This is a genomic window from Alloalcanivorax profundimaris, assembly GCF_015265435.1.
GTDB lineage: Bacteria > Pseudomonadota > Gammaproteobacteria > Pseudomonadales > Alcanivoracaceae > Alloalcanivorax > Alloalcanivorax profundimaris.
This window is the reverse complement of sequence record NZ_JABJWH010000017.1, coordinates 15,724-28,512: the sequence shown is the minus strand read 5'-3', so window position 1 is coordinate 28,512 and position 12,789 is coordinate 15,724. Positions and strand designations below refer to the sequence as shown.

Annotated in this window: 9 protein-coding genes; 4 read left to right on the top strand and 5 right to left on the bottom strand. The window is 69.6% G+C overall.

All coding sequences use genetic code 11. The annotated features are described in order from the left end of the window. The first annotated feature begins 176 nt into the window (after window positions 1-176). Entirely contained in the window at window positions 177-788 is a 612-nt protein-coding gene (locus HMJ39_RS19055) for a TetR/AcrR family transcriptional regulator (RefSeq protein WP_194297230.1), read from the top strand. Between the two features lie 55 nt (window positions 789-843). Further along, entirely contained in the window at window positions 844-2,523 is a 1,680-nt protein-coding gene (locus tag HMJ39_RS10230; protein WP_194297229.1) for an acyl-CoA dehydrogenase family protein, read from the top strand. Window positions 2,524-2,535: 12 nt separating this feature from the next. Here the strand turns inward: HMJ39_RS10230 and HMJ39_RS10225 are convergent, their stop codons facing one another. Both HMJ39_RS10225 and HMJ39_RS10220 read right to left on the bottom strand, forming a co-directional pair. Then, a complete protein-coding gene (locus HMJ39_RS10225) occupies window positions 2,536-2,934 on the bottom strand; it encodes a globin (RefSeq protein ID WP_202553028.1) in 399 nt (132 codons plus the stop codon). Between the two features lie 97 nt (window positions 2,935-3,031). Further along, entirely contained in the window at window positions 3,032-3,781 is a 750-nt protein-coding gene (locus tag HMJ39_RS10220; protein WP_194297228.1) for a ParA family protein, read from the bottom strand. A 132-nt stretch (window positions 3,782-3,913) separates the two neighbouring features. Between HMJ39_RS10220 and HMJ39_RS10215 the strand changes: the two genes are divergently transcribed. Continuing rightward, window positions 3,914-4,933: a DUF4062 domain-containing protein gene (locus HMJ39_RS10215; RefSeq protein WP_256245872.1), complete on the top strand. Its 1,020-nt coding sequence runs from the start codon at window positions 3,914-3,916 to the stop codon at window positions 4,931-4,933. Window positions 4,934-4,951: 18 nt separating this feature from the next. On the opposite strand, the gene HMJ39_RS10210 is transcribed toward HMJ39_RS10215, so the two are convergent. Next, a complete protein-coding gene (locus HMJ39_RS10210; protein ID WP_161384537.1) occupies window positions 4,952-6,667 on the bottom strand; it encodes a proline--tRNA ligase in 1,716 nt (571 codons plus the stop codon). Between the two features lie 249 nt (window positions 6,668-6,916). Here HMJ39_RS10210 and HMJ39_RS10205 point away from each other — a divergent pair, with 249 nt between their 5' ends. After that, a complete protein-coding gene (locus tag HMJ39_RS10205; protein ID WP_161384536.1) occupies window positions 6,917-7,333 on the top strand; it encodes a PaaI family thioesterase in 417 nt (138 codons plus the stop codon). A gap of 158 nt (window positions 7,334-7,491) precedes the next feature. On the opposite strand, the gene HMJ39_RS10200 is transcribed toward HMJ39_RS10205, so the two are convergent. Next, a complete protein-coding gene (locus HMJ39_RS10200) occupies window positions 7,492-11,016 on the bottom strand; it encodes a translocation/assembly module TamB domain-containing protein (protein ID WP_194297227.1) in 3,525 nt (1,174 codons plus the stop codon). After that, window positions 11,013-12,767 carry an autotransporter assembly complex protein TamA gene (locus HMJ39_RS10195; protein ID WP_194297226.1) on the bottom strand — a complete coding sequence of 585 codons (1,755 nt, stop codon included), beginning with the start codon at window positions 12,765-12,767 and terminating at the stop codon, window positions 11,013-11,015. The genes HMJ39_RS10200 and HMJ39_RS10195 overlap by 4 nt, the downstream gene beginning before the upstream one ends. Between the last annotated feature and the right edge of the window lie 22 nt (window positions 12,768-12,789).

The following is a 12,789-nucleotide window of genomic DNA, read 5'->3' as shown; positions in this document are numbered from 1 at the left end:
GTTTGACAGGATGTCAAACCGGGAGCCCCCAGGGACGGGTTCACGGCGTTCCCGGACAGGCGCACCGGCACCCGGGCGCGCCCCTCTAGAGGGAACCCCCCAACCCAACCCCGCCGCTTGCCCCAAACCCGGAATGATGATTCAATCCTTGAAAGATCGGAACCCGGATTCCATTCATGGCTTATCGAGAAACCGCCCAGGTGAAGGCCCGCAAGGCCGCCCAGCGCGACCACCTGCTGGCCACCGCCGAAACCCTGGTCCGCGAAGGTGGCTTCGCCGCCATGACCATGCAGGCCGTGGCCGGCCGCGCCGGCGTGGGCGTCGGCACCCTGTACCGCTACTTCGACAACAAGGCGACCCTGGCCGCCGCCGTGTTCGAGGCCGCCACCCGCCGCGAGGTGGACGCCGTGGACCGGGCCCTGGGCCGGGACGGCCCGGTGGCCGGGCGCCTGGAGCACGCCCTGCGGGTGTTCGCCCGCCGCGCCATGGCGGCGCCACGGCTGGCCTGGGCGCTGATCGCCGAACCCGTGGAGCCGGAGGTGGACGCCGCCCGGTTGCGCTACCGGGCCGCCTACGCGGACCTCTACAAGCGGGTGCTGGACGAGGGCGTGGCGCGCGGCGAGCTGCCGGCCCAGTCCACCGCCCTGGGCGCCGCCGCCCTGGTGGGCGCCATCGCCGAGGCCCTGGTGGGGCCGCTGTCCGCGCCCCTGGCGGACGCCGCCCTGCCGGACCAGCTCACCGCCTTCGCGCTGCGCGCGGTGGGCGCCGGCGCCGAAACGACTTCTTGAAAGCAAACCGACCACAGCGACAACAGGCGCGCCCCGGCGCGCGGGAGAGGGCACCATGAACGCCAAGCACGACGACCTGAATCTGGACCCGCTGGCCAGCACCCACGAAGTGTTCAACCAGGCCACGCCCCTGGAAAACTACGACGCCTTCACCGGTGACACCGCGCTCAAGGAGGCGGTGGTCCGTGAAGGCGGCGACTGGGGCCTGGACGACCTGAGCCGCTACGGCCGGGAAACCACCCGCCCGGAGGTGATCGAGTGGGGTTTCCAGGCCAACGCCAACAAGCCCGAGTTCGAGCCCCACGACCGCTACGGCCACCGCGTGGACCGGGTCAATTATCACCCGGCCTACCACAGCCTGATGAACATGGCCCTGCGCGAGGGGCTGCATTCCTCGCCCTGGACCGACCCGGGCCCCGGTGCCCACGTGGTGCGCGCCGCCAAGTACTACATGCACGCCCAGGTGGAAGGCGGCCACGGTTGCCCGATCACCATGACCTTCGCCGCCGTGCCCAGCCTCACGCTGACGCCGTCCATCGCCGAGCGCTGGCTGCCCAAGGTCACCGCCCGGGACTATGATCCGCGCAATGTCAGCCATAACGACAAGCAGGCGCTGACCATCGGCATGGGCATGACCGAGAAGCAGGGCGGCTCCGACGTGCGCGCCAACACCACCCGCGCCTACCCGGTGGGCGCCGAAGGGCCCGGCGAGCTGTACGAACTGGTGGGCCACAAGTGGTTCATGTCCGCGCCCATGTGCGACGCCTTCCTGATGCTGGCCCAGGCCCCCGGCGGGCTGAGCTGCTTCCTGGTGCCGCGCTGGCGCGAGGACGGCGGCAAGAACCCGCTGCAAGTGCAGCGCCTGAAGAACAAGGTGGGCAACGTTTCCAACGCCTCCTCCGAGGTGGAGCTGCGCGGTGCCCATGGCTGGATGGTGGGCGAGGAAGGTCGCGGCGTGCCGGCGATCATCGAGATGGTGGCCATGACCCGCTTCGACTGCATGATCGGCTCGTCCTCCGGCCAGCGCCAGGTGATGGCCCAGGCGGTGCACCATGTGGCGCACCGGGCCGCCTTCGGCGAGACCCTGCTGGACCAGCCGCTGATGCGCAACGTGATCGCCGACCTGCAGCTGGAAGTGGAAGGCTCGGTGGCCATGACCTGGCGCATGGCCCGCGCCCTGGATAACCAGGACGATGAGCACGAGAAACTGTTCGCCCGGCTGGGCGCGGCGGTGGGCAAGTACTGGATCTGCAAGCGCACCCCGCACCACGCCTATGAAAGCATGGAGTGCCTGGGTGGCAACGGCGTCACCGAGAACTTCATTCTCGCCCGGCTCTACCGGGACGCGCCGATCAACGCCATCTGGGAAGGCTCCGGCAACGTCCAGGCTCTGGACCTGCTGCGCGCCATGGGCAAGAGCCCCAAGGTGCTGGACGCCTGGTTCGCGGAGCTGGCCGGGGCCCAGGGCCGCAACGCGGTGCTCGACGTCGCCGTCAACGACCTGCGCAAGGAGCTGGGCGACAGCGACGCACTGGCTTACCGGGCCCGGGACCTGGTCGACCGCATGGCGCTGACCATGCAGGCCGCCCAGCTGGTCAAGGCCGGCAACGAGGCGGTCAGCGACGCCTTCATCACCGCCCGCCTGGCCAACGGCCACACCCGCAACTACGGCAGCCTGCCCCGGGGCGTGGACGTGGACACCCTGGTGGCCCGGGCCAACCCCTGGAACGCCTAGCTCTGGTGGGCGTCAGTAAGCGTCGCGGATGATGTCGATGCCGGGCTGGATGGTCTGCCGCCAGATCGCTTCCAGCTCGGCGTCGAACTGCGGATCGTGGCGCCGCAGCGTTTCCATCAGCGCATCCAGCCACAGGCCATACCAGCCCGGATCGATGTCCAGCCGGCGGCGGGAGTGGCTCTCGCCCAGGGCGCGCAGCTTGGTGGGCGGCATGCCGCGGGCGTGCAGCACCAGCTGCATGATGCCGTTGCGCAGAAGGTGCCGCTGGGCGGGCATGTCGGTGTTCACGAAACGCGCGCGGATGGCCGGGGAACTGGCCATGAAGCGGTCGTAGAAGTCGATGAAGAACTGCTCGTTGTTGCAGCAACGTCCGTAGCTCTGAAACACCCGGTCGCTGTCGATAATAGGCACGCTTGCTCTTCCGGTTGATGCGGGAATGGCCGGCGGCCGAATCCGGCGCGCCGCAGGGCGCGCCATTATACAAGGAATGGCAGGCTTCGCGCGCGGGTCAGAGTTTGAGCCGTTCGGCGATCTCGAACCACATGGCCCGGTAGGCCTGGGCGGCGGGGGTGTAGGGGGCGATTTCGCCCACCGGCGCCTGGTGGTCGCCCATCTGCTCCACGTGGGTGGCGTAGGGCACCCAGGTTTTCAGGCCGTTCTTCATTTCCGGCGGCCGCTTGACCAGCATCTGCACGTGCAGATCCCGGCGCCGGTCCACCATGTTGAAAAAGGGCACCACCTTCAGGTTCTTGAATTTCTTGCTGTCCAGCCAGTCCAGTACCTGCTGGAAGGCACGCAGGGACAGGTGGGTGGGAATCACCGGCACGAACAGAAAGTCCGCCGCCGCGAAGATGCTCTCCGCCAAGGGGCTGAGGGTAGGCGGGCAGTCCAGCACCACCAGCTCGTAGGATTCCCCGAACGGCGCGATCAGCTGCTTGAGCCGGCTCCGGGCGCCGCCGGCCTCCACCAGCTTGACGTCCGCGTTGCGCATGCTGATGTCGGCGGGGATCACGTCCAGGTTGGGCCAGCGGGTCTCGCGTTTGAAGCGGCCCACGGGTTGCTTGCCCTTGAGCAGGCCTCCGGCCTTGTAGCCGGCGTCATCGTCATCCACGCCCAGGTAGAAACTGGCGGCGCCCTGGGGGTCCAGGTCCCACAGCAGGGTGCGGTGCTTCCAGCGCGCGGCGTGCCAGGCCATGTTGACGGCCGTGGTGGTTTTGCCCACGCCCCCCTTCAGGTTGTAAAAGGCGATGGTCTGCATGACATCCACATCCGGTTTCGGCGATGGCCTCCGAGGCTAGCATGAAACGGCGTGCATCACACTTTGCCGGCCGGGCGTGTTTTAATACACGGCCCGGCAAACGAACGCACGGCCCGGAGCAAGGAGAACGGGGTGACCGTCGACAAACGCTACCAGGTGTACATCAGCACCACCTACCCGGACATGCAGTCCGCCCGCCAGGCCCTGATGCTGCCGCTGCTGGACCTGGGCCTGATGCCCATGGGCATGGACATGCACAGCGGCGAGAGCCACAACCTGATGCCCGTGGTCCAGCGCATGATCGACGACAGCGATTACTTCGTGATCCTGCTGGGCGGTCGCTATGGCACCCTGTCGCCGCTGGGCCTGAGTTATACCCACCGCGAATACATCTTCGCCGCCACCAAGCGCAAACCGGTGGTCAGCTTCATCCACGACGATCCGCTCAACCTGCCGCCGGACATACGCGAGCCCACCCGCGAGGGCCAGGTACGCCGGGACGACTTCGCCCGGCTGCTGGAAAACAAGACCCTGAGTTTCCGCTGGCGCGACGAGAGCGACCTGCGTGAACGGGTGGCCCGGGTGATGCCGGACGTGATGCGCCAGTACCCGGCGCCGGGCTGGGTGCAGGCCGGCGCCGGCGGCATCGAGGACCCGGCCGGCCGGGATCTGCGCCGCCGCGTCACGGAGCTGGAGAAGGAGCGGGAGGAACTGCTGGCGGCCCAGCGCGGGGCACTGCGCAATCTGGCCCGGGGCACGGACCCGGTGGCGCTGGACTATTCCTGCAACGTCTACGAGGGCGGTGACTGCAAGATGGCCATGGCCAGCTGCACCCTGGACTGGAACCGGATCTTCGCCTGCGTGGCGCCGCTGATGCTCAATCCGGTGTCCGAGCCGGTGATGCAGAAGGCCCTGGAGGATTACATCGCCCGCCAGGCCCTGGAAAACGTGGGCGCGGATTTCCCCAAGGCCCACGCGGTGCGCAATGTGGTGCTGGCGGGGCACGCCTTCAATCAGGTCAAGGTGCAGCTGCGCACCCTGGGCCTGATCACCAAGACCTCGGAGACCGATAGCCGGGGCCTGCCCCTGTGGCGGCTCACCGCCCAGGGCGACGCCACCATGAGCCAGACCATGGCGCGGCGGCGCGGCTAGCCGCGCCGCGATCAGCGATCAGCCGCCCAGCTTCTCCTTCAGGAACGCCATGATGCCGTCCACCGGCACGTCGGTGTTGCCGTCATCGGCGCGGCCCTTGTACTCCAGGGTGCCGTTGTCCATGCCGCGCTCGGCGATCACCACCCGGTGGGGAATGCCCAGCAGCTCGGTGTCCGCCAGCTTCACGCCCAGGCGTTCCTTCTCGCGGTCGTCGAACAGCACTTCCACGCCGGCGTCGCTGAGTTCCCGGTAGAGCTGCTCGGCGAGCTCCCGCTCGCGGGGGCTCTTCTTGATGTTCACCGGCACCAGGGCCACCTGGAAGGGGGCGATGGCCGCCGGCCAGATAATGCCCCGGTCATCGTGGTTCTGCTCGATGGCGGCGGCCACCACCCGGCTCACGCCGATGCCGTAGCAGCCCATGGGCATGACCACGGCCTTGCCGTTCTCGTCCAGCACCGTGGCGTTGAGCGCCTCGGAGTACTTGGTGCCGAGCTGGAAGATGTGGCCCACCTCGATGCCGCGCTTGATGGTCAGGGTGCCCTGGCCGTCCGGGCTGGGGTCGCCTTCCACCACGTTGCGCAGGTCCGCCACTTCCGGCAGGGCCGCGTCGCGTTCCCAGTGGATGTGGAAGAAGTGCTTGCCGTCCTCGTTGGCGCCGGCGGCGAAGTCGCCCATCACCGCCACGGCGCGGTCGACCACGCAGGGGATCGGCAGGTTCACCGGGCCCAGGGAGCCGGGGCCGGCGCCGATGGCCGCGCGGATCTCTTCCTCGGAGGCGAATTCCAGGGGCGCCGCCACCGCGTCCAGCTTCTCCGCCTTGACGTCGTTGAGCTCGTGGTCGCCGCGTACCAGCAGGGCCACCAGGGCGCCGTCCTCGCTGCCTTTCACCACCAGGGTCTTGATGGTCTTTTCCACCGGCAGATCGAACTGCGTGACCAGATCGTCGATGGTGCGCGCCTTGGGCGTGTCCACTTTCTCCATATCGGCGCCCGGGGCCGGACGCTCCACCGCCGGCGCCAGGGCCTCGGCCAGCTCCACGTTGGCGGCGTAGTCGGACTGGTCGGAGAAGGCGATGTCGTCCTCGCCGGATTCCGCCAGCACATGGAATTCGTGGCTGGCGGCGCCGCCGATGGCGCCGGTGTCCGCTTCCACCGGCCGGTAGTCCAGGCCCAGGCGGTCGAAGATGGCGCAGTAGGCGCGGTGCATGACCTGGTAGGTGTCCGCCAGGGAATCCATGTCCACGTGGAAGGAGTAGGCGTCCTTCATGACGAATTCCCGGGAGCGCATGATGCCGAAGCGCGGCCGGATCTCATCGCGGAACTTGGTCTGGATCTGGTAGAAGCTGGCCGGCAGCTGCTTGTAGCTGTGCAGCTCGTTGCGCGCCAGATCGGTGATCACTTCCTCATGGGTGGGGCCCAGGCAGAAGGCGTTGTCGTGGCGGTCGGTGAAGCGCAGCAGCTCCGGGCCGTAGTCGTCGGCGCGGCCGGATTCCTGCCACAGTTCCAGGGGCTGCACCGCCGGCATCAGTACTTCCTGGGCGCCGGCGCGGTCCATTTCCTCGCGCACCACGCGCTCCACCTTGCGCAGCACGCGCAGCCCGGATGGCATCCAGGTGTACAGGCCGGAGGCGAGCTTGCGGATCATGCCGGCGCGCAGCATCAGCTGGTGGCTGATCACCACGGCGTCGGACGGCGTTTCCTTGACGGTGCCAAGCAGGTACTGGGAGGTGCGCATGGGCGGTCGTGATTCCCTGGTTGATGGATGACGGCTCGGTAAAAGCCAAACCGGCATTCTAGTCAAACGTGCACGCACCGGCCACAGCTGGCGGCGCTGGCCTTTCGCGACTGAAGCGGAACGCCGCCCGGTCGCTCCTGCCGCGCCCGGGAGCGCGTAGGAGCGACTTCAGTCGCGATCCCCTCCGGTCCGGGATTGCAGCCCGACGTCCGCCGCCGTATGGTCCAGGTTTTGTTTGGGAAGAGAAGCATGCTGACAGCGAAACAGGTAGAGGATCTGATCCGTGGCGGTCTGCCGGCGGCGGCGGAGCAGGGCATTCTGGTGGAGGAAGTGGGCGAGCACCGGGCCCGGGTCCGCTACCGGTTCGACGCCTCCATGGTGCGCCCCGGCGGCACCGTGTCCGGGCCCACCCTGATGAGCCTGGCGGACGCGGCCATGTACGCCGCCATCCTCGCCAACCTGGACGGCCAGGAAATGGCCGTGACCCAGAATCTGAACATCAACTTTCTCAGCAAGCCGGCGCCGGCGGACCTGATCGGCGAGGCGGAAATCATCCGCCTGGGCCGCCGCTCGGCGGTGCTGGAGGTGCGCATCTACAGCGCAGGCAACGCGCCCATGGTGGCCCACGTCACCGGCACCTACGCGATCCCCGCTTCGCTGAGTTGATAGTTGACAGTTGACAGTTGATAGCTACGCGGATGAATGCCCTGACATCTTAAAGCGCCGAGGCCGCGACCAGACTAAGGTCGCGGCCTCGGCGCCATGAGCTCGATTGTGAGTCGGCTCGCGCGCTATCAACTGTCCACTATCAACTCTCAACTGCTTTATTCGAGTTCTTTCTCCCAGATCAGGTCGATGGCCTGGGCCTTGGTGCTGGATTCCGCTTCCAGGTGCAGGGTGCGGGTCAGGGTATAGCGCAGCATCACCGTGGAGATGGCGTCGAACAGCCCCACCGCGTAGGTCAGGTAGAGCCGGTCGGAGAGCCGCTTGCCGAGCATCAGGGCGGCGTCCTCGGTTTCCCAGTCGCTGCCGATGGAAATCTCGTCCAGGCCCAGGGTGTCGCCGAGCTTGTCGGTGACGCCGGCGCCTTTCTGCAGACCGTACAGCGCCAGCGCCTGGGCCACCTTGGCGGAGTCGCTGTCCGAGCCCCGGTTCAGGGAGCGGCCGGTGATCAGGTAGGACATGGCCTGGCTCTCTTCCAGGGTGGGGTCGGAGAAGATGCGCGCCTCCGGCTGCTGCAGGGTGCCGGAGAGCTGCACGCCCACCACCTGGTTCTCGCTGGGGATCTTGCGGATGGCGCGGATGTCCAGGCCCGGGTTATCCGGCGCCCCCTGGAACAGCAGGCGGCCGTTCTCGATCGCCAGGTTCTGGCCGTAGGCCCGGTAGCGGCCCTCCACGATCACCAGTTCGCCGTTGAGCTGGGCCGGCTGGCCGGGCTGCTGGGTGACGCGCAGGTCGCCGTCCAGGGTGGCGGTAAGGCCGAAGCCCTCGAAGTGCACCTTGTCGCCCAGGCTTACGCCCACCGCCATGGCCAAGGGCAGGCCGCGGCTTTGTTCGGCGCGGGCATCCACCAGCACCTGATCGGAACTGACGGTGACCGCGCTTTCCGGCAGCTCGCGGGGTTTCAGGTCGGCCTCCGGAACGTTCAGGTCGCCGCTCAGGCGCAGCACGTCGCCGTCGCCTTCCAGGGTCAGATCCGGGCTCACGTAGACCACGGCGTCGTCGCGGTTGGCCACCCGCAGGCGCTCGCCGCTCAGGTTCAGGGTCACCGCCAGGGGCGATCGGGTGGGCGCCCAGACGCCGTCCAGGACCAGCTCGCCGTCGCCCAAACGGGCGCCGCCGTCCAGGCGCAGTTCACCGGACGGGTCGCCGCGCACGCTCAGGCGAACCTGCTCGGCGGTGATGCCCAGATCGGGCACCGTGGCGCGGCCGTCGCGCAGGGCCAGCTCGCCGCTCACCGCCGGGCGGGCACGGTTGCCGCCCAGGCTCAGGTCGCCGGTCAGACGGCCGGCCACTTCGCCGACCCGGGGAATCAGCGGCGCCAGGTCCGCCAGGCTGGGCACGTCCACCTGGATGTCCCCCGCCAGCGGGGCGGTGGCGTCCAGGCCGGTGTTGACCCGGGCGCGCAGCTCGCCCTGGTCGGTGATCACCAGGTCCAGGCGGTTGTCCACGCGCCCGCCTTCCAGTTCGCCGTCCAGGGTGGCGGTGGCCAACTCGAAGGTGGCGGGGTCCTCCAGGGTGGTGAGGGTGACGGCGGCGCCGTCCAGGGCCAGCCGCCACTGGCCGGTGGGGGCCGTTACCCGGCCGCCCACCCGGGCGCTGGCGTTGAGCCGGCCGGCCAGGCTCAGGCCCTCGCCCAGCCAGGGCTCCGCCAGGGCCAGGGGCAGCGCTTCGATGTCGAGATCGCCCTTCAGGTCGCCGCCGCGGTGGCTGCCTTGCAGGCACAGGCGCCCGCCCTGGCGCTCGCCGGTGAGGCACAGGCTGTCCACGGACTGGCGGTCGGCGCCCAGTTCGAAGGCGGCCGGCTGTTGCAGCCGCCAGACGCCCACCTCGGGCTGTTCCAGGCGCCAGTCCAGCAGCCGGCCCCGCCAGCGGTTGGTGTCGTCGAGGCCGGCCTGGACGGTGAGTTCGGTGTCCGCCTGTTCCGCCCCGGCGGACAGGGTCAGGCGATGGTCGGAGCGGCGGCCTTCCAGGTTCAGAGCCAGCCGGTCCACGCGGGTGACGCCGCCCTGGCTCAGTTCGCTGCCTTCCAGGCTCAGTGACAGCGGGGCATCGGCGGCGGTCAGGTCCTGGAAGCGCGCGTCCAGGCGCGCCAGGTGCCAGTCCTGGTAGGCCAGGGCGCGGCCTTCGGCGGAGCCGCTGACGCGCGGTGTCTTGAGCGGGCCGCGCAGGCGCCAGTCGGCGCTCAGGGCGCCCCGGGCCGGGGCGTACCAGCGGGTCAGCCGGGCCACGGAGAGGTGGCCGTCCAGGCGCCATTGCTCGCCCACGCTGCCCCGGGCGCGCAGGCGGTCATCACCCCAGCGGCCGTCCAGGGTCACCGCCAGGTCGCCCCCGGCGGGCTGGCTGGCGCGGCCGGTGAGGGTCAGCGGGCTGTTCTTGAGCCGGCCTTCCAGACGCAGCGGCTCGGCGGCCAGACGCCAGTCGCCGGGGCCGCGCCAATGGCCCTGGGTGTGGGTCTCCAGGCTCAGGTCGCCGGGCCAGGCCGGGGCCAGCAGCCCCGGGTTCAGATGGCGGCCGCTGGCCTGCAGGTCCCAGGCCAGGCCGTCGGCGTAATCCAGTTGCCCCTGGAGCGTGAGCGTCTGTTGGTCGCTGGTGATCGCCAGCCGGGTCAGACGGGCATCGCTCAGGCCCGCCTGGCCGGCCAGTTCCACCCGTATCGGATGGCCGTCGGCGGTGAGGTCGGCGGCGCCGTCCAGGTCCACCCGGTCGAGATTGCCCCGGGTGGTGAGGCGGCCCTCGCCCAGGGACACCGGTACCGGCGTGCCCACGGGCAGGTCCTGGGCCGGCCAGGTGTGGGTCAGGTCCAGGTGCACGGCGCCGTCCCGGTAGCCCAGGCGCCCCGCGCTGCGCAGCCGCGCCGGGGCGCTCAGGTCGTGGGTGACGGCCAGGTCGTCCGGAGTGCCGGCGAGGGTGAGGCGGCCTTGCAGGGGGCCGGCACCGGCGGTGGCTTTTTTTGCATCGGCATCGGCATCGGCATTGGCTTCGGCATTGGCTTCGGCATTGGCTTCGGCGGTCGCCGGGCGCCGCCAGTCCAGTTCGCCGTCCATTTCATAGGGCCGCTGGAGCCGGCCTTCCAGACGGGCCCGCAGGCGGGTGTCCGCCACCGTCAACGCCAGATCCGGCACCGACAGCTCGCCGCGGGCGGCCAGGTCGTTGCCGCGCAGGTCGTCGATCACCAGGGGGGAGTCGCCGGCCAGGGTGAAACGCCCCAGGCGCAGTTCGTCCACGCGCAGGCCCAGCGGCGGCGCCAGGGAAGCGGGCAGGGCGAAGGGCGGCGCGTCCGGGTCCGCCGGCTCCCCGGCGGGCAGCGTCAGGGTCAGTTGCCCGGCGCGCAGATGGCGCAGGTGCAGCCAGCCATACCAGAGGTCCCGGGGGGCGGCTTCCAGGTCCAGGTCGGTGAGTTCCACGTCCAGGACCTGGTCGTTCTCGCCCTGGCGGTAATGCAGCCGCGCCAGGGTGACGCCGGTGAGCAGGCTGCCGCGCCAGTTTTCCACGCTGAGTTCGCCGGGCAGATAGGGGCGCGCCCGCTCCAGCAGCCAGAGGTTGCCGGCGCGGGTGCCGAGCAGGGCCAGCACCGTGCCCAGCAGCGCCAGCAGAATCAGCAGGACGATCAGCAGCGCGCGCTTCACAGGTCCGGCCCCATGCTCAGGTGCAGGCGCCAGTCGCGGTGTTCCTGGACGCCCCGGGCCAGGTCCACGCGGATCGGCCCCAGGGGGGAGCGCCAGCGGACCCCGAAGCCGGCGCTGCGGCGGATTTCGTAATCGTCGAAATCGTTGAAGGCGTTGCCGGCGTCGCCGAACACCGCCACGCTCCAGCGCTCGGTGATCGGGTAATCGTATTCCACGCTGCCCACCAGCAGATGGCGGCCACCGGTGACGTCGCCGTCGTCGTTCTCCGGGCCCAGGGATTCATAGGCGAAGCCGCGCACGCTGGCGTCGCCGCCGGCGAAGAAACGCAGCGAGGCGGGCAGCTCGGTGACGTCCACCACGTCGGTGAAACCGAATTCGCCGCGGGTGATGAAGCGGCCCTTGAACACCGGCAGGATCAATTTGCCCCACAGGTCGTACTGGGTGAAGGTGGCCGACGACGACAGCGCCTTGTGGGCGCCGCGCACCTTGCCGCCCAGGCGCCAGCCGAAGCGCGGGTGCACCGGGTCATCGGATTTAACGCGGCTGAGCTGGAAGCCGGGGATCACCAGCTCCGCCTGGTCCACCTGGTCGGCCACGTTGTAGGTCTCGCGCAGGTACTCCAGGGACGGCGTGACGATCCAGCCGGATTCCAGCTTGAGGATGTAGTCGGCGCCGACGCTGAGTTTTTCGCTTTCGCTGGTGTCGGTGTCCTCGTTGACGTAGCTGGTGCGCAGCTCCAGCTTTTCGTTGAGCGGGTCGCTGAGCGGGATGGTGTAGCCGGCGCCCACCCCCTGGCGCACGCCGGACAGCTCGGTTTCCGCCCGCGCCGTGTGGCCGGCGGCGTTGACGCGCCGGTTCTCCACCCCCAGGCGCACCCTGGGGCCGGTGTCGGTGCTGATGCCGGCGCCGGCCAGCAGCGCCCATTCGTTGCGCGGGCTGAAATGCACGGTGACGTCGATGGTGTGCCGCTCCGGGTCCGGCTCGCCGCGCTCCAGCCGCACCGCGCTGAAATAGCCGGCGCCCAGGTAGGCCTGCTGGGTGGCGAGCAGGCGCTCGTTGCTGAACGGCTCGCCGGACTGAAAATTCAGATAGGCGCGCAGCAGGGTGTCGTTGAGCTGGGCGTCGCCGGCCAGTTCCACCTCGCCGAAGCGGTAGCGCGGGCCGCTGTCCACGTGCAGCACCACCCGGGCGCGGTGCCGGTCCCGGTCCACTTCCAGGCGGTGGCGGCTGAGCACGCCTTCCGCGTAGCCCCGGTTGATCAGCAACTGCTGCAGGGTGCGTTTGAGGCTCTCGTACTGGTCATGGCGCAGGCGTTCGCCCTCGCGCAGGGGGCTTCGATCCAGGGCCCGCTGGAAGGCCGGGTCGTCGCCGGCGTCGCCGCGCAACTCGATGTCCAGGGTTTCCACCAGGGTGGGCGGGCCCGGGTCCACGGTGAGCGTCAGCCGGAAACAGCGTTGCTGGTCGGCGTGCTCGTAATCCTGGGTGAGGCGCGGCTGATAGAAGCCCAGGGCCTGCAGGGCGCCGCGGGCGTCGTCGCGCACCTGCCGGCGGATCAGGGTCTGCTGGCCGGGGCCGGGCCGGCACGGGTAGCGGCCCAGGTCCACCAGGGTGCGGATGTTGGCGGCCACCGCTTCCGGCGGTTCGCCCTTGAGAATCAGGGTGGGCTGCTCGTCGGCGCCGGCGGTGGAGGCCAGCGCCAGGCCGCCGAGGAGAATCAGTGCCGTAAGGATTAGGCTGTGCGTGCTGCTCATCGACCGCCTTGCTTGGTCCCGG

What these genes read in the sequence shown, in the direction of transcription:
- HMJ39_RS19055 (WP_194297230.1), top strand. Translation starts at nt 177, where the DNA reads ATGGCTTATCGAGAAACCGCCCAGGTGAAGGCCCGCAAGGCCGCCCAG.
- HMJ39_RS10230 (WP_194297229.1), top strand. Translation starts at nt 844, where the DNA reads ATGAACGCCAAGCACGACGACCTGAATCTGGACCCGCTGGCCAGCACC.
- HMJ39_RS10220 (WP_194297228.1), bottom strand. Translation starts at nt 3,781, where the DNA reads ATGCAGACCATCGCCTTTTACAACCTGAAGGGGGGCGTGGGCAAAACC.
- HMJ39_RS10210 (WP_161384537.1), bottom strand. Translation starts at nt 6,667, where the DNA reads ATGCGCACCTCCCAGTACCTGCTTGGCACCGTCAAGGAAACGCCGTCC.
- HMJ39_RS10205 (WP_161384536.1), top strand. Translation starts at nt 6,917, where the DNA reads ATGCTGACAGCGAAACAGGTAGAGGATCTGATCCGTGGCGGTCTGCCG.
- HMJ39_RS10195 (WP_194297226.1), bottom strand. Translation starts at nt 12,767, where the DNA reads ATGAGCAGCACGCACAGCCTAATCCTTACGGCACTGATTCTCCTCGGC.